The following is a 16187-nucleotide window of genomic DNA, read 5'->3' as shown; positions in this document are numbered from 1 at the left end:
CGTGTTCCCAGCGCCACTGGTAGAGCCCGGCGAGTGGGATCGCCCTGGCCTGGTCGGCTTCGAGCATGTTGGTGATCAGGGCGAACAGTTCGTGCGCGCCGTTGCCGTCCCGGTCGGGGATGTCGTACTCGATCACCCGGACATAGCGGGCCTTCGCCCGGTCCAGCGGCCGGCCCTCGGTGGCGGCGGCGAGCAGTGTCTCCCGGGCCTTCCCCCGGACCTTCGAGCTGATCACGACGGAGAGGGAGGAGCCGTCGTCGAGCGGACGCAGCACGGGAAGGCGCAGGTCCGCGCCGACCCGCCACAGCAGCGCCGCGCCGGTGTCCTCGGCGGTGCACCAGTCCTCGAAGCCGTAAAATCCGCGATCGGCGAGCAGGAGCCAGTCGCTCCCGAGCCCGGTGAGCAGCGGGCGGGCCAGAGAGCGCTCACCGGTGCCCTTCCCGGAGCCGCCCGGGCCGACCTCGGCGAGCAGCGGCGCGTGCGACGCGCACTCGTTGATCGTGACAGCGCGGACCTTGGTCACCCCGGCCTCGCCCTCCCCGGTGCCGGGCCGGCCGAACGCGGCGACGTTCTTCTCGGACGCCTCGGCGTCGAAGGTCAGCCCGTCGATGCTCACCACCCGCCACGGCCCGAAGAACGCCCCGGGAGTGTCCTCGGTGGCGACCGGCCGCGCGACCTGGGAGAACGTCTCTTTCAGTGGCGCTGAGGTGAGCCGGGTCCGTGCCTTGCACAGCCCGCCGGCCGTCGGGTCGAAACCCGCGCTCCAGTCCGCGAGCACGCCCGCGAGCAGCAGCGCGACCTCTTCGTAGTCCTCGTCGGCGAACAACGCCAGAGCCATCACGAAGTAGACGACGAACTCCGGGGTGAGTGCGACGTCGGAGCGTTGCGCGGTCTTGCCGCACGCCGCGATGGCCTCGGTGACCGTGTCACGTGGCACGTAGGTCGCGAGCACGCCGAGTGAAATCTGGTCGGCGATGCGCCCTGATGGTGGGACGGGGGCAGCTGGCTCCACAGGCCCAGATCATGGCAGTGGTCAGTCGATCCGCCCAGATCCGACCCGCCGGACATTCAAGATCGACCATGACGATTCAAGATCGAAATAGTGTCAATGGCATTGGGTGTACGTGGTGAGCACCCACGTCAGACGCCGTTCGAAGACAATCAACAGTCTGTCGGTGCATGCGCGGCATGTGCTACCCACCCAGCTGTGCCGTGCCAAAACTCAGTGCGAACCAGTGAACTGAGGTTTTGCTGCCCGATCAGGCAGCTCGCTGGTACTCGCTGATGATGCCCCCAGGACCCTGCGATCCTGGCTGAGGAGAAAGTTCCAGTAGGCGCCCTTGCGGGCGAGCAGGTGGTCGTGGGTGCCTTCTTCGACGATCCGGCCGGAGTCCAGGACGATGACCCGGTCGGCGTGGCTGACGGTGGAGAACCGGTGCGCGACGAGAAGGATCGCCTGGTCGAGGCACCGTTCACGCAACCCATCGAAGACCATCGTTTCGGTGGCCGGGTCGAGGGCTGAGGTGGCTTCATCCAGGAGTAGGACCGGCGCGTTCTTCACCACTGCCCGCGCGATGGCCAGCCGCTGGCGTTGTCCGGCGGACAGCCGTGAACCGCGTGGACCGACAACGGTGTCGTAGCCGTCAGGCAGCTCCATGACAAACGACTCGGCCTGAGCAACCTGCGCGGCCGCTTTGATATCGGCGTCGCTGGCGTTGAGGCGGCCGTAGCGGATGTTGTCGCGTACGCTGGCGTCGAACAGCATCGGTTCGTGCAGTGCCGCGGCGACCTGACGTCGGCAGCTGTCCGGGTCAAACGCGTGGAGCGGATGACCGTCGAGACGCACTTCGCCTTCGTCCGCGTCGTAATAACTCAGCAGCAGGCTGACCACGGTCGTCTTTCCGGCCCCGCTGGCGCCGATCAGGGCGACCGTCTCGCCGGGGCTGATCTGGATGCTGATCTTCTGGAGGACGTCGCGGCCGGGCACGTACGCGAAGGTGACCCGGTCGAACTGCGCCTTGCCGACGACGGGCGGAAGCCAGGGTTGGCCGTGTCTCTCGCGCAGATCGGATGTGTGGTTCCGCTGCCGCGACGGGGTCAGGGCGTGCCGTCCCACCCGCCTGTTGGACGGCCCGATCCCGCTACGACTGTCTCGTCCTGGAGTCTCGGTGATCTCCAGGACGCGGGCGGCGCCGACCAGCGCACGTTGGACCATGGTGGACAGCCTGCTGAGGCCGTGCATCGGGGTGTAAAGGGAGGCGAGGTAACTGATGAAAATGACCAGTGATCCCAGACTCAGGCGGTTGGCGAGTACCTGATGAGCGCCCACCCACACCACCGCGGCGGTACCGGTCGCCGCGACGACGTCCGCCACGAGCGGGTACACGGCCCGTACCCGGACAGCCCTGAGCCGAGCGGACGCGCTGCGGCCCGACGCGTCGGCGAAACGAGATTGTTCGTAGGAGCCGCGTGCGAAGGCTTTGACCAACGCGATAGCTGACAGGCCTTCCTCGGCGGTCGAGATCAACTGGCTGGAGTGTTCCCGGATCTCTTCCTGGGCGCGGCGGCTCCGCCGGGCACCGACGGCGGCGACCACGGCGAGGGCGGGCAGGATACTCAGCCCGACGAGAACGAGGACGGGATCGAGGACGATGAGCAGGCTCAGAAAGAGCAGGATGGTGACCGTGTACCCGACCAGATCGGTCAGGCCGGTGACCAGCAGATCCTCGATGGCGGCGGTGTCCCCGGACAGTCGGGTGAGCAGGTCGCCCAACCGCTGCTGGTGAAAGTACCGCAGGGACTGGCCCTGGAGGCTCTCGTAGGTGCGGACTCGGAGGTCCCGGACGACGTGTGTGCCGACCCTGCCGCTGACCTGCTCGGTAGCAGCCGACAACAGCGCTCGCGCCACCGCGACAGCCACGAAGCCGACCGCGACCAGTGGGACAAGTTCCGCGTGGTGATGGTGAAGCACGTCATCAATGAGGACCTTGAGCAGCCAGATGCGGCCAGCCATGAACAGCGGCCCGGCGGCACTGGTCGTCAGGATCAGAAACAGCCGTGCCCGATATGGCCGCAACATCGGCAGGAGCCGTCGGTAGACAGCGAGATCATTTTTAATCATGGGTGAGGGGTGCTCCGAGGCGACCAGCCGCGCTCGGCAGGCCACCTCGGAACTGACTTGATCAGTATTCGCCCTGGAACTCGCCCTCCTGGTGGACGTCAGCGCCCGTGTCGGGCTCGTTCGACGACTCCTCGGGCTCGTTCGGCTCCAGGCCAGTCACGTTTTCAGCCACGATGTCACCTCCCCTCGTTGCAGGCAGACGCGACAGTATGGGCTGCTTCCTGAGAGGCACCTGAGGGTTCCTGAGAGGGAACGGAGTCCCGAACAGGCGGGCGGGTCAGGCCTACTGCCGCGGGCGGCCCGCAGGAAGAGGGCCGGCTGGCATTTCCACGACGAAGCGGGCACCCGGCTGGTTGTCCTCGATGTGGACCCGTCCTCCCGAGGCCACGGTCACGTCGCGCACGATCGCGAGGCCCAGTCCGCAACCGCCGGCGTCCCGGTCGCGGGCGTCGTCAAGCCGGGCGAAACGGTCGAAGATCCGCTGTCGGTGCGCCTCGGGCACACCCGCGCCGTCGTCGGCGACGACGAGCCGTGCGACGCCGTTCGCTTCCACCACGCTGACCTCGATGCAGGTGGTGGCATGCCGCAAGGCGTTGTCCAGCAGGTTGCGTACCACCCGTGACAGCGCTTCGCCGTCCGCGATGACCCGTGCGGCTGAGACACCCCGCTGGTCCACCTCGACGCCACGAGGTTGACGCAGACGACGGACTTCCCGGAACACGACCTCGTCGAGGTCGACCTGTTCACGTCGGAGGCGGGGCCGGGCGTCCAGGCGAGCGAGCCAGACGAGGTCGTCGACAAGGTGTGACAGCCGCTGGGCGTCGTCGGTGAGGTCTGGCAGGGTTACTGTCCAGTCCGCGCCGTCGGGATAACGCGCGGCCACCTCGAGTTGCGCCAGGATGGCTGAGAGCGGACTGCGCAGCTCGTGCGCTGCATCGGCGACGAAGTCCTTCTGCCGTTGCGCGGAGCTCTCGAGCCGGGCCAGCATGTCGTTGAGGGTACTGGCCAACCGCGCCAGTTCGTCCTGCGATCGGGGCACGTCAAGCCGGCGCTGTAGACCGGTCGCCGTGATGTCCGCGGCCTGTTGCCGCAACCGTTCGACCGGACGGAGCGCGCGACCCGCCAACAACCAGGTCACCATGCCGAGCAGAGCGACGACAACGGGGATGCCGACCGCGAGCTCACCGGTCAGCTGACTGACGCCGCGGTCAACCGGGCCGAGCGGGACACCCACGTAGACCGTGGCGGTTCCCGCGCGCGCCGTGACGACCCGGAACGCCCCATTGTCGCCGAGCGGCAGCCCGTGAACAGTGCGGGCCGGTAGCGCTCCGGGCGCCGGGGTGGGCAGGGTCAGTAAGAGTGGCTCCCCTTCGAGGTTTACCGAGCTGGCGATGAGGTGACCCGAGAAGTCGACGACCTGTACGGCTATGTCCCCCTCGCTCTGCGCCGACAGGAGGGTGGCGACGGATCCGTTCTCGACACCGGTGCCGATGTCGTGGGCCCGCTGGCGGGCAGTGGCATCAAGACCGGCAACAAGACTGGCTCGTAACTGGACGACGAGCAGCACCGACGCCATAGCCATGCCGATGGCGATGGCGACCGTTGCCATAATCGTGAGCTTTGTGCGTAGCGAGCGGCGTGGCAGCCAGAACCGCAACGACGTGATCATCAGCCGCCGTCATCGCGCAGTCGGTAACCGGCGCCACGCACCGTCTCGATGCAGCGTCGTCCGAACGGGGCGTCGAGCTTGCGGCGCAGGTACCTGATGTATACCTCGACGATGTTGGGGTCACCATCGAAGTTCTCGTCCCACACATGCTCTAAAATTTCCGTTTTGCTGACGACGGCGCCGCGGTGGCGAAGCAGATACTCAAGCAGGGCGAACTCGCGCGCCGTGAGGCTCACGTCCTCGCCGCTGCGGTGACACCGCCGAGCGGCCGGGTCGAGCAGCAGGTCGCCGGCAGTCAGAACGCTCGGTCGAGGCGCGTTCCCGCGGCGCAACAACGCACGTATCCGCGCGACGAGCACGACGTAGGAGAAGGGCTTGGTCAGGTAGTCGTCGGCGCCCAGATCGAGCGCGTCGGCAATATCGTGCTCGCCGTCCTTCGCGGTGAGCATCAGCACCGGCGTCCACACCCCGGCAGCGCGCATTCGCCTGAGCAGTTCGTAGCCGGACAGCTTCGGCAACATCAGGTCCAGCACGACCATGTCGTACGGCCACTCGGTCGCCCGCCACAAGCCCTCCGGGCCGTCGTGGGCCACATCCACCGCGAAACCCTCGGTAAGCAGGCCACGCGCGACAGCGGCGGCCAGAGTCCTCTCGTCCTCGACGATCAGTACGCGCATATGGCGCTCCTCGGCCCTGCGACCCCGTGGCCCACGATAGGCAGACATAGCTGAGGGCAGACTGAGAAGGATCAATGGGGCGGGTCGCCAACGCCACCGTCGCTACTTGGGGTCACCGAGATAAGCCAGAAAGGGGTCCCAGGAGCAGCGGCTGAGAAAACAAGCGGTTACGCCGGGTGGTGCCGCCTCGGGCTCAGGCGCGCGGTAGAGGGTGGAACGGGTGACGGAGAACAGCTCCTTGGCTGCGTGGTCGGCCGGGGCGTGCCGGGCATCCGCCAGCTGACGGATCTTCTTCTCCTCGGGCGTGTCCCACGGCACCCGCGCAGACAGAAACATCGGCATGACGCGCTCCTTTCCCGCGCGACCCGTACCCCATCAACCGGGCCTGCCCTCGACAGAGCCGGGCAGTTCACCGCATCGTTCGACGCGGTCCTCGCTGACGCCGGCATCTCCGCGGTCACGATTCCACCCCGAAGTCCCCGGGCGAACGCCTATGCGGAACGGTTCGTGCTGACCGCCCGGACCGAGGTCACCGACCGGATACCGATTTTCGGTGAGCGGCATCTGCGTGCTGTCTTGGCCGGGTACGCGGCCCACTACAACGGACGACGACCTCACCGCGGCTGCTGCCTTCAGCCACCACGGCCTGACCATCCGATCGCCGACGTCACGACGGAATGGATCAAGCGCAGGCCTGTCCTCGGTGGTCTGATCAACGAATACGAACGAGCCGCCTAAAAGCCCAGGTCAACGCCGATGGCCAGTTCTGGCACCCCACACGGTTGGACGACAGAGGTACCGGTTTCTGATCATCTCCGGCGGAGGGATTAGCGATCATCAGACGGGATCACCGAGTGAGGCAGAAACGCTGGTCACGGCCTACGGACGGGTTTCGGGCACCGTCAGGTAAAAGCGCTACGACCGGACAATCTTCGCTGTCGACGGACACCATCTTCCGGCAAGGCTTGAAACCCCGGTCAGTTACCGAGCGTTGAGAACTCCATAATTGACCGGGGTAGTGTCTGTCCTACGTCCGGTCCCTCGTCGAGAGCCCGGTGCCGCGCCTATTGCCGGACGCTTCTACTCAGCCGGAGCAACCCGGCACGCTTCCGGGCGGGGCACAGTTGTTCGGCGTATTGAACTTCACCGCGCTATCGGTCAACGTCACTGGACCGCTGCCGGGCTCTTTGAAGATGCCGCCGCCATCGGCAGCCTTGTTGAAGACGACCTCGCTGCCCTCGAGCGTTACAGTGGCAGGGGTCTCGGGAGCGGTATTCTCGTTGTAGATGCCGCCACCTGGTCCGGCAGCCTTGTTGAATATGATCTTGCTGTCCTTGAATGTTGCGGCACCCTCATTGTTGATGCCACCGCCGCGACCGGTCGACCCCGGCACTGACCCGGTCGTGGTGTTGCCGGAAATGATGCTGTCGAAGCTTTCGAACTGCGCGTTCTCACCGTTGTTGATACCGCCCCCGTCACGAGCGGCGACGTTATGAACAATCTTGCTGTCCCTGAGAGTAACGGTGCCCCCGTTGTTGATGCCACCGCCGTCGTCGAAATTGGTCCTGTTATCGGCGACGATGCTGTCCACGAATGTGGCGATACCCTTGTTGTCGATACCGCCACCGTCCCCGCCCGCCGTGTTACCGACGATTTTGCTGTTCTGGAGTGCCACGGTGCCGCCGCTGTTGTTGCTGACACCGCCGCCGTCGTCGTCGACGTTGTCGGCGGCGGTGTTGTCGGCGATTTCGCTGTCCTGGAGCGTCAGGGTGCCCCCCTCGTTGGCGATTCCGCCGCCGTCGGCGCCGAAGCCGCCGGTATTGGTGGCCGTGTTGTGGGTGACCTCGCTGTCCTGGAGCGTCAGAGTGCCCCCATCGTTGAGGATTCCGCCGCCATCGCCCGCGGGATCATCGGGAAGAGCGCCCCGGGCGTTACCGCCGCTGATGCTGGTCCCGATCAGAGTGAGGTTCCCGGCCGCGCCGACCTCGAGAATGCGGAAGGCCGGCGCGGTCGATGATCGGGTGATAGTCGACTTGTCTCCAGTGATCGTGAGGCCTCCGGTGATGACCGGAAGGCCGTCCGCGCCGTTGGGGCCCGTGCCATGCGCGGACGTGATGGTGTAGGTACAGAATGGCGCGAGCCTGATGGTGTTTGCTCCGCCCATGTTGGCGTTCGTGACTGCGTCGACGAGGGCCTGCTCGTCACCACAGGGCACGAACTTCCCGGAGTGGTTCGCTTCAGGAAACCCCCATCCATCGGAAGCCTGTGCCGCGGTCGGTATTCCGACCAGACCGGCTGCCACCAGGACAGTTGGAAATACTGCTCTTCGCACTTTTACCTCTCCTACGGGCGTTTTTGCCCCTCAAAATGGTCCGCCGGTGTGCGCGTTGAGTAACCCATACGGAACGTCAGCTGGCAACGCGACACCCATGGACTCGCGCGAGGACGAAGAATTTGTGGGAGATTAAGCTGGCGGGGACCGTCGGAACCGAAACGTACGCCAAGAAATGATCCGGACTTCGAGGCTTTTGAGGTAAAGGTGTGGGACGTGAGAACGGTCCGGAGTCCGCCGTCCGGAGCCTCGCGGGAGTGGTCGAAGCTCAACCCAATGGAGGGCTCGGATCGGCTTTGTTGCATTACGCGAAGGCAGGACATGGCAAGCTCTGTCGGACCGATGATCAGATCGTCAGGGTGAGCTCGGCGAAGGCAGTCGTCAGCCGCAGGTGTGGGTCGGTGTCGACCCTGAGTTTGTAGTGGCCGCGGCGGATATTCTCCCGCGAACGCATGCCCGGAACTGACCGGCTGGGCGGAGCGGAAGCGTTTCAGCCCGCGCATCGGCCGCAACCGGGCTTTCAGCTGGCTGTGATCGGACTCGATCCGGTTGTTCGCCCGCCGGGCATCAAGATGATTGGACCGTTCCCGGTCTTGTGGACACTCGGTAGGCTGCCGCTGATCCCAGCGGAGGTATCCCGGTGGCGACACGCCGACATTTCACCCAGGAATATAAAGATCAGGCCGTTAGTCTCGTGATCGATTCGGGCCGGTCCGTCGCCGAAGTAGCGCGGAGTATCGGCGTCCACGAGATGACGTTGGGTAAATGGGTGAAGAAGGCAGGTGATGAGGGCCGGGCAGCGGGAACTGTCCGAGTCCGAACGGGCCGAGTTGGAACTGCTACGCAAAGAGAACGCCGTGCTGCGGATGGAGCGTGACTTCGCGAAAAAAGTAGCGGCCTGGTTCGCGAAGGAACAGCCGTGATCTATGCGGCCATCGCGGACTGGGCCACCGACAGCGAATACCCAGTCAGCTTCATGTGCGCCCACCTCGGTGTCAGCCGATCGGGCTACTACCGGTGGCGGACCACCGGCGGGCAGTGCGACCGCGACCGCACGGACGCGGCGTTGACGACCCTGATCCGTCAGATCCACGCCAGCCTGCGCGGCGACCCCGGCGTACGCCGCGTCTGGGCCGAGCTCGCCGCCCGGGCGCCCGCGGTCGCCCACAAGCGCGTCTGGCGGCTGATGAAGGCCGCTGGCCTGCAAGGACGCCACCCCCAAGCCTGGCGGCGCACCACCGTCGCCGACGCCCGACCCGTCGATGCCCCGGATCTGATCGGCCAGGACTTCACCGCCGAGCAGCCGGACACCCGCTGGTGCGCAGACATCGCTTAGAGGGCGTTTGATTAGGGATAATCATCTTATATAACGGCGGAATCAAGCGGTCAAGGCGACACATTCGTTGCCAACAGATCATTGAACGCTTCGACCGGTTGACGCCAACGGCCCACGGTGGACGCGGAGGCGGTCTCCAGCGGTCAGTGCACCGCCCGCATCGTGCTGGAAGCAGGGGGCTCGGCAAACTTGATCGCAATCGGGTGGACTCCTGACCTGCCCAACAGCCCCCCACCTGGGTAACCCAGGCCGTGCGCACCCTCGCGATGGACCTGCAGGACGCGAGATGCCGGGCACGCGTCCTCATCCGTGACCGCGACGTCAGGTACTCGCCACTGTTCGACGCGATCCTCGCCGACACCGGGATCCAGATCGTGCACAGCGGCGTCCGGATGCCACACATGAACGCGATCATGAAGCGGTGGATCCACCGCTGCCACCACGAGCTACTGGACCGCACGGTGATCTGGAACCAGCCACACCTGCTACACGCTGAACCAGTACGAGCAGCATCACAACGCGCACCGCCCTCACCGGGGCATCGCGAACGCCAGACCCCCGCAACCACTGCCAGAACCGATCACCGATCTGGCCACGGTCACGCACCTCGACATCCGTAGACATGAGCGCCTCAGCGGAATCATCCACGAGTATCAACATGCCGCTGGACCTGCACGGACAGGGTTTTCGGCACCCGCAATGTCGGCGCCTCCCCTTCGTCGGAGGTGGCTCTCGGGTGTCGGGTCGGCCGTTCTCAGGGAAAGACGGAGCCAATCATGAGAAGGTGCCAGGCCCCGTCAATACGTGCCGCTTCCACGTACATGCTCCACTCGGGTTGCACCAGGTTGCTTATCTCGACCGGAATGTCCATCGGGCCGACAGTCGTCCCGGCATAGGCATCGAAGGAGATCCTGCCTGGGCTCACCTCTGCGACGAAGGCGTAGTCCTCAAACCGGTCCCCGGCCGGGACCCCGCTGATGTCGACAGGAGGCCTGCTGTCCAGGTGGTCGTCGATCAGGTCGCGAAAGTCGTAGGCCGCCGCAAGCCCGCGTCCGGTGTCGCGTGCACTGTCCACCGCGTTTTTCGCGGTCGTCCCGTCGATGTATCCACGCTCGGACAGCCAGCTGACCAGCTTCCCGGCCACGGTCCCCGCCGCCTTGATCTCCCCCTTCCTGGCGATCACCTTGCGGACCATGTAGTAGCCGAGGAACCCACCCAGATGATCCGGGATCGTCTCCGGGCCGTCGCGCACACTGCTGAGCAGGCCGTCCTCGCTCTCCCTCGCGATACACTTTCCCAGCAGCGATACGATCCCTTCGTACTTGCTCATGGTCCTCTCTGAGAGACGCGCGCGCTGCTCGGCGAGGAACTGGTCGAGCACCTCTTCTATCGAGGGCCCGGTCCGCAACGGTCTGACGAGGACGTCGAGATCGCTGGAGACATATGGGTGGTCGGGGTCGTTGTTGTTGTACACGGTCTCCTTGTAGCAGTCGACAGCGGTGTCCAGGTCGCCGTAGTCGGACGTACACTGGTAGTCGCCATGAGTGAAGTCCAGCGTATAGCGGGTCGAACCATCGACGGGATCGATGTACTCATGTACCAGGATGGAGCCACCGACCTTCGGGTGCTTGTCGGTCCGCCGAAGCACGCTGCCGTTCTCCATGGCGGCGATGTATCTTCCCCAGACGCGATCCCGATGCCGGCCCCAACTACCGTAGAGCGAGTGGCCGTTGTCGATGTACAGGAGGCGTGAGTCGTTATCGCTGATGTCGGGATCCAGCGGTCTGGCGTCCCGAGGAACTACTTCCCACCGCCCGTCGTGGCAGGCCATCAGTCGACGTACCGCCAACCAGGCCGACTTCTTGGCGGCGAACCGGCGACAGCCGAATCCGGTGTGCTGCACGTACCACGCGCCGTCGTCCCCACTACTGACCGCGATCTGCGCCTGCTCCCACTTACCCGCGTCCCGCAACTCCCACCGCATGACGCACTCGTGCGGCACGTCGGGCAGGGCGGTCTCCAGCGGTCAGTGCACCGCCCGCCTCGCACCGGGACCCCAAGCAGAGGGTTTGAATCGGGCTGTTGGGGCAGGTCAGGAGTCTGCCCGATCGCGATCAAGATTGCCGATCCCCTGGCTTCCAGCACGATGCGGGCGGTGCACTGACCGCATCGCGTCAGGACCCTACGTAGGGGTTCGAATCGGGCTGTTGGGGCAGATCAGGAGCCTGGCCGATCACGATCAAAGTTACCGAGCCCCTTGCTCCAACCCGATGCGGACGGTGCACTGACTGCTGGAGACCGCCAGGTGCGCCGCCTTCATGGTGACGACCCAACGGTCCTTGACCCGGATCCGGATCGCATCCACATACATGATCGGATAGACGTCGTCGACGGGCCGGTTCTGCCAGGCCGCGATCTCGTCCGCCACCACATCTGTAATCGTGGAAATGAGTTCCCGGGACGCACGGATCCCGTATACCTCGCCCAGGTGCGCCTCAATATCCCGGGTCGACATGCCCCGCGCATACAACGACAGGATCATATCGTCGATCTGTCCGAGCCGACGCGCGCCTTTCGGGACGATCCGCGGCTCGAACTCGCCGTGACGATCCCGCGGGACCGCGATCGTCACGGGGCCAGCGGTCGTGTGCACGGTTTTCGCACCGTGGCCGTTGCGTGAGTTCCCCGACCCGTTCCCCGAAGCATCCCCGCGCTCATAGCCGAGATGATCCGACATCTCTGTTTCCAGGACGCGTTCGAGCACCGCCTTGGTCATCTGGGCCAGCAGCCCGTCCACGCCATCAATCGGTGTTCCTGACGCCTCCGCGTCCGCCAACAGCCGATCGATTGCCGCCGGCTGCAACACCTGTGCCAGCCGCGCCGCTGCGTCTACGTCAGCCACTGAACCAGCCTGTGTGCCGTTCAACGAGGGTCTTTTCCGAGTGAACCAGGTTCATCCCGACCTGATCCATCCAAACCAACCCGCCCTTACACGAACCATCTGACACCCCCCTACGTCGCCTGCGGCTGGCGTTTGTGCAGGTAGCGGGCCAGATCGGGGTTCAAGTTCCATCCTCTCAGCTCCACAAGCTGGCCTTGGCTGCTCGGTGGCCTTCGGCCACCTTCGCCACCAGCCGCGATGCCTTCCCGGGGGGGCGACCCCCGGACCCCCGGTGTCGAGCTTTGCTCGACCTGGCCGGGGTAACAATGATCGTTATGTGGCCAGCCGTGTAGCCAAGATGCGCTATCTGTCGTCCTGGTCCTCCGCTGTGTCGTCCTCGTGCTCCTTCTCGGGTTGCGCGCCGGTGTCGGCCTCTGGTGCGCGGAAGGCCGAAGCGATACCGGATGAGTTGTATCGGTGTGGCCGACAACGCGGCCAGGGAGCGCCTGGACGCGGCGAGCCGGAATGACGATCTCAAACGCGCTCTGAGGCCGAGCAGCTCACCGCGCCGAGCAGCTCACCGCGGCGCAGCCCCATCGTGATCGCCAGGACGAACAGTGCTTCGAGCCGGTCCTCTCTGGCCATCGCCAGGAAACGACGGGCATCATCTGTGGTCAGCGTACGGCGTTCCCCGCCTGCCAGGCTCGGCGGTCGGACGGCTTTCGCGACGTTGCGGCTCACGAGATCCATCCGTTCCGCGTCGGCGAGTGCGGCCCGTAACACCGCGTGAATCTTCGCGAGGCTTGCGGGCTTCATCTGGTCACGGCGTGCAGTAGGCGGAATCAAGCGGTCAAGGCGACACATGCCTTTCCAGCAGATCGTTGAACACTTCTACCGGCTTGCGCCAGCCCAACGGGCGAGTTCAAACGGTCGTAGCGACACTCCGATAGGATGATCTCGGCAGTGTCGACAGACTGGACGGTAGCTGGCTTCGCGCGAGTTGTTGAAGATCGAGGAGTGGGCGACTATCTCCCGGGAACTGAGCCGGCACAAGTCGGCGCGGTATATCGGGCAGCTGCTCGGCCGGCACCACTCAACAATATCTCGGGAGATCGACCGTAACGGCGGCGCGATGGCATACCGTGCGGTCGAGGCGCAGCGACGCCGCGAGGAGAACCTGGCACGTCCGAAGGAAAGAAAGCTCGAAGCGTTGCCACGGCTTCCTGGCGCGGTGAACGATGGTCTACGAGAAAGTCGACATGGTCAACATCAGCGAACGGCCGAGGGAAGCCGATGACCGCGCCGTGCCCGGGTTCTGGGCAGGGGACTTGATAATCGGGCAGGGAAACAAGTCCCAGCTCGCGACGTCGGTCGATCGTAGCGCGCGGTTCGTCATGCTGGTGCGGATTCCCTACGACCGTAACGCCGAACGCGTCGTCTACCTGCTCGCGAAGAAGATGGAAAACCTGCCTGAGTTCTTCCGGAACAGCGTGACCTGGGACCAGGGTAAGGAGATGGCCCGGCACGCCGATTTCACCGTGAGAACCGGCATGCCAGTCTATTTTTGCGATCCGCATTCGCCGTGGCAGCGGGGTTCGAACGAGAGCATCAACGGCCTTCTTCGGCAGTATTTCCCGAAGGGCACGGACCTATCCGTGCATTCCCAGGAAGATCTCGATAGAGTGGCCGTAGAGTTGAATGGCAGGCCTCGTGAGACGTTGGGCTGGCGCAAGCCGGTAGAGGTGTTCAACGATCTGCTGGAAAGGCATGTGTCGCCTTGACCGCTTGATTCCGCCCCGCCTGCCGCCCGATGATGACAGCCAAGCCGATGAACGAGCACGGATGCTGGCGGACGACCACGGATGAAGTGCACGGGCCAGCGCTCTGTGCGCCGTCCACTGCCTTGTCGTTGATGACGATGCGGGGCTGGCTTGGTGAGACGGTGGCCACGTTGAGGTTGACATCGGGGCGACGAACGCCGACCAGAGCACCGCGCCGCATCCCGGTGGTGACCGCCAGGAGGTACATGGCATAGAGCCGGTCGTCTTGGAGGTGCCTGACGAAGGCGCGCAACTGGTCAGAGACGCGCAACTGGTCAGGGGTCCATACCGTGGGCGAACACCGGTCGATCTTCAGTCGGTCGGCTAGGAACGTCAGGCCGGCCACGATCCCACGATGTCTGCTACAACCGGCAGTGGATCCATTCCACGATCAGCCGCCGCACGCCTGAAGAGCCCGGACTCGAATGTGACGGAAGGACAAGATCCGCGGCATGGTAAGAAGTGTCCACGAAAGTGGGAACGTTCCAATTGACAAGGTTGCTGCCTGACAGGGCTGACCATCGGCCCGTCGAGAACCCGAGGCTTCTCTTCCCGGATATGAAAGCCGATATCCGTCTGGCGCTGGGCCCCAGCGGATCCTGTCCGCAGCGTAATTTTTGCCACGTAGTTCTGGCGGCGTGGGATCCGAGGGCTCTCGGTGGGATTCCGCTCTCGCGGATGGTTGAAGCGTTTATCTCGGCGACCACTTAGAGCGACCGGCAATAGGGGACGCGGCGTCGCGGGGCTGGGGCACGCACCTCGCCGCGTTGTCGTCGGTCGTCACCCAGCACCAGGGGGACTTCCTTCTCTGCCTTGCGCCGCACGCACCCCAGCCCCGCTCCTTCGCCCCGGAGCAGCGCCGAGCATTCGGTCAGTGCCAGGAACGAGTTTTCATGATCTGTTGGACGTGCCGGTGTGGAGCGCCCACGTCGGCGAGCGCTCCACACCGAGGGGCTCAGACAGGGCGGACGTGCTCCGCCTGCGGGCCCTTCTGACCTTGCGTAACCTCGAACTCGACGCGCTGGTTCTCTTCCAGGCTGCGGTAGCCGGCACTGTCGATCGCCGAGTAGTGGACGAACACGTCGGGACCGCCGCCGTCCTGGGCGATGAACCCGAAACCCTTCTCGCCGTTGAACCACTTCACGGTGCCCTGAGCCATGTGTCGTCTCCTTCGTGGGGCTGGACCAAGCCCGCCCGCTGCGAATACTAGGTTGCCGCGGTGGGATCGTCCCACTGCCGGAAAAGACCGGAGAAACGAAAAACGCCCGCTGTCAGACTCTGGGGCGTTTGAACGTTCGAGGAAGCTCCAACTGCAACACCGTCAACCTACCAGGCTTGGCGGGGATGCGCCGAGCGAGGGGCACATCCAGCGGATACCGCGATAGGTGGCGGGGGCCGTGGGCTTGGCCGGTACGCCGGGGGTCAGGATGCTCGAGGCGGGAGCAGCTTGGCTGATTGGCTCGCTACTGCTAGCAGTTGTCCATTTTTGTCGAATATTCTGGCGGTGATCTGGGCCACACTGCGGATCACGGCTTCGACCCGGGCATCGACCAGCACCCAGTCCGTCTGGGCTATGCGTCCGACCCGCAGGCTGTTGTCCAGGCTGAGTGTGTAGAAAGGCCTGCCCACCGCGTCGATGACAGCGGTTGGCGCCAGATCGGCGAGGATTGCGATCGAGGCTGGCGAGGTCAGCATGGGTTGAGGTAGCCGTGCCCACAGAGCGCAGTGACCTGAACCCGGATTGCCGTCAAGCGTTGACCGTGGGGGACGGGCCCAACGCTGTTCAATCTGAGCGAGCATGCCTCCCGCCTCCTGAATGTCACCGCCGCTGCTGGTGTGGATCCGCGGCGGGCAGTCGAGTGGCTCTGAGGAGATGCCCTCGGGCGGGCCACCGAACTGCAGGCTGTCGCCGGTCGTGCCTCCGAAGGTGCCCGTGGCCAGCATGGCGAGCCGGCCGTTGATCGTGCCGCGGACAGCTGCTTGGGACAGGCTCCGCCCGTGTTGGCCCACCTCCAGGTGAAGACTGAGACACGCGTTGGTCTCAATGGGGGAGATGTACTGAACGGTCGCCCACAGGCAGCCTCGATCGAGGATGCTCTCGCTGACCGCGATCGCCGCAGCCAGCCCACAACCGCCCCACAACGTGCCGCCGGAGTTAAGCAGAGGTGGGCCGATCATGAGGCTGCCGCTGTTGGCTGTGACATCGACAGTCAGCCCGAGCAGCTCATGCGTGTTCCCTCCGGTGGTCCGGTCGGCACCTTCTACATCGATTCCGATGCTCATGTCCTCATGCTCGCAGGTCGCCGTGCTTGCTTCATTGAGCCGTGGAGGGCTGGCCACGGTGGGCGTTT

The 16187-nt window shown here is 65.0% G+C and carries 15 protein-coding genes and 5 pseudogenes; 6 read left to right on the top strand and 14 right to left on the bottom strand.

What is annotated here, in order from left to right:
- The 5 genes from MJ777_RS14940 to MJ777_RS14920 form a co-directional block, all read right to left on the bottom strand.
- A partial coding sequence (locus MJ777_RS14940) for an IS4 family transposase (protein ID WP_239376912.1) occupies nucleotides 1–1012 on the bottom strand: 1012 nt, incomplete at its 3' end.
- Nucleotides 1013–1222: 210 nt separating this feature from the next.
- On the bottom strand, nucleotides 1223–3121 hold the full coding sequence (locus MJ777_RS14935) for an ABC transporter ATP-binding protein (RefSeq protein WP_239313124.1): 1899 nt from the start codon (nucleotides 3119–3121) through the stop codon (nucleotides 1223–1225).
- 283 nt (nucleotides 3122–3404) lie between these two features.
- Nucleotides 3405–4790 carry an ATP-binding protein gene (locus tag MJ777_RS14930; protein WP_239313127.1) on the bottom strand — a complete coding sequence of 462 codons (1386 nt, stop codon included), beginning with the start codon at nucleotides 4788–4790 and terminating at the stop codon, nucleotides 3405–3407.
- The gene (locus MJ777_RS14925; protein WP_239313130.1) at nucleotides 4790–5467 is read right to left on the bottom strand and encodes a response regulator transcription factor; all 678 of its coding nucleotides are present in this window, start codon (nucleotides 5465–5467) and stop codon (nucleotides 4790–4792) included. The genes MJ777_RS14930 and MJ777_RS14925 overlap by 1 nt, the downstream gene beginning before the upstream one ends.
- Nucleotides 5468–5569: 102 nt before the next feature.
- Nucleotides 5570–5809 carry a hypothetical protein gene (locus MJ777_RS14920; RefSeq protein WP_239313136.1) on the bottom strand — a complete coding sequence of 80 codons (240 nt, stop codon included), beginning with the start codon at nucleotides 5807–5809 and terminating at the stop codon, nucleotides 5570–5572.
- Nucleotides 5810–5860: 51 nt separating this feature from the next.
- Between MJ777_RS14920 and MJ777_RS14915 the strand changes: the two are divergent.
- Nucleotides 5861–6205, top strand: a pseudogene (locus tag MJ777_RS14915) (integrase core domain-containing protein); the annotation flags it as partial.
- Nucleotides 6206–6551: 346 nt separating this feature from the next.
- On the opposite strand, the gene MJ777_RS14910 reads toward MJ777_RS14915, so the two are convergent.
- Nucleotides 6552–7799, bottom strand: a complete 1248-nt coding sequence (locus MJ777_RS14910) for a hypothetical protein (RefSeq protein ID WP_239310298.1) — start codon at nucleotides 7797–7799, stop codon at nucleotides 6552–6554.
- Nucleotides 7800–8145: 346 nt separating this feature from the next.
- Nucleotides 8146–8374, bottom strand: a pseudogene (locus MJ777_RS14905) (DDE-type integrase/transposase/recombinase); the annotation flags it as partial.
- 65 nt (nucleotides 8375–8439) lie between these two features.
- On the opposite strand from MJ777_RS14905, the pseudogene MJ777_RS23155 reads away from it, so the two are divergent.
- The 3 genes and pseudogenes from MJ777_RS23155 to MJ777_RS14895 form a co-directional block, all read left to right on the top strand.
- A pseudogene (locus MJ777_RS23155) lies at nucleotides 8440–8541 on the top strand (transposase); the annotation flags it as partial.
- Nucleotides 8542–8584: 43 nt separating this feature from the next.
- A complete protein-coding gene (locus tag MJ777_RS14900; protein ID WP_239310297.1) occupies nucleotides 8585–8722 on the top strand; it encodes a hypothetical protein in 138 nt (45 codons plus the stop codon).
- Complete coding sequence (locus MJ777_RS14895; RefSeq protein ID WP_239376911.1) at nucleotides 8719–9135, top strand: IS3 family transposase; 417 nt, start codon at nucleotides 8719–8721, stop codon at nucleotides 9133–9135. Before MJ777_RS14900 ends, MJ777_RS14895 begins: the two co-directional genes overlap by 4 nt.
- 143 nt (nucleotides 9136–9278) lie before the next feature.
- On the opposite strand, the gene MJ777_RS14890 is transcribed toward MJ777_RS14895, so the two are convergent.
- The 4 genes and pseudogenes from MJ777_RS14890 to MJ777_RS14875 all read right to left on the bottom strand — a co-directional run bounded on the left by MJ777_RS14890 (nucleotide 9279) and on the right by MJ777_RS14875 (nucleotide 12832).
- On the bottom strand, nucleotides 9279–9566 hold the full coding sequence (locus tag MJ777_RS14890) for a hypothetical protein (RefSeq protein WP_239376910.1): 288 nt from the start codon (nucleotides 9564–9566) through the stop codon (nucleotides 9279–9281).
- Nucleotides 9567–9889: 323 nt separating this feature from the next.
- Nucleotides 9890–11119 (bottom strand): hypothetical protein, encoded by a 1230-nt coding sequence (locus MJ777_RS14885; RefSeq protein WP_239376909.1) that lies wholly within the window; start codon nucleotides 11117–11119, stop codon nucleotides 9890–9892.
- Nucleotides 11120–11431: 312 nt separating this feature from the next.
- Nucleotides 11432–12010, bottom strand: a pseudogene (locus MJ777_RS14880) (transposase); the annotation flags it as partial.
- Between the two features lie 540 nt (nucleotides 12011–12550).
- Nucleotides 12551–12832 carry a hypothetical protein gene (locus MJ777_RS14875; RefSeq protein WP_239376908.1) on the bottom strand — a complete coding sequence of 94 codons (282 nt, stop codon included), beginning with the start codon at nucleotides 12830–12832 and terminating at the stop codon, nucleotides 12551–12553.
- A gap of 184 nt (nucleotides 12833–13016) precedes the next feature.
- Between MJ777_RS14875 and MJ777_RS23150 the strand changes: the two genes are divergently transcribed.
- Both MJ777_RS23150 and MJ777_RS14870 read left to right on the top strand, forming a co-directional pair.
- Complete coding sequence (locus MJ777_RS23150; RefSeq protein WP_370652726.1) at nucleotides 13017–13313, top strand: helix-turn-helix domain-containing protein; 297 nt, start codon at nucleotides 13017–13019, stop codon at nucleotides 13311–13313.
- Nucleotides 13276–13797: pseudogene (locus MJ777_RS14870) on the top strand (IS30 family transposase); the annotation flags it as partial. The gene MJ777_RS23150 and the pseudogene MJ777_RS14870, both read left to right, overlap by 38 nt.
- On the opposite strand, the gene MJ777_RS14865 reads toward MJ777_RS14870, so the two are convergent.
- The 3 genes from MJ777_RS14865 to MJ777_RS14855 all read right to left on the bottom strand — a co-directional run bounded on the left by MJ777_RS14865 (nucleotide 13763) and on the right by MJ777_RS14855 (nucleotide 16119).
- Nucleotides 13763–14182, bottom strand: a complete 420-nt coding sequence (locus tag MJ777_RS14865) for a hypothetical protein (protein ID WP_239376907.1) — start codon at nucleotides 14180–14182, stop codon at nucleotides 13763–13765. The pseudogene MJ777_RS14870 and the gene MJ777_RS14865 sit on opposite strands and share 35 nt — an antisense overlap.
- 609 nt (nucleotides 14183–14791) lie before the next feature.
- Nucleotides 14792–14995, bottom strand: a complete 204-nt coding sequence (locus MJ777_RS14860) for a cold-shock protein (protein ID WP_239310293.1) — start codon at nucleotides 14993–14995, stop codon at nucleotides 14792–14794.
- 263 nt (nucleotides 14996–15258) lie between these two features.
- Nucleotides 15259–16119, bottom strand: coding sequence for an acyl-CoA thioesterase domain-containing protein (locus MJ777_RS14855; RefSeq protein WP_239376906.1), 861 nt, complete (start codon nucleotides 16117–16119; stop codon nucleotides 15259–15261).
- Nucleotides 16120–16187 lie beyond the last annotated feature (68 nt).

The sequence above is a fragment of the Protofrankia sp. Cj5 genome (assembly GCF_917627405.1).
GTDB lineage: Bacteria > Actinomycetota > Actinomycetes > Frankiales > Frankiaceae > Protofrankia.
This window is presented reverse-complemented; position numbering and strand designations above follow the sequence as displayed.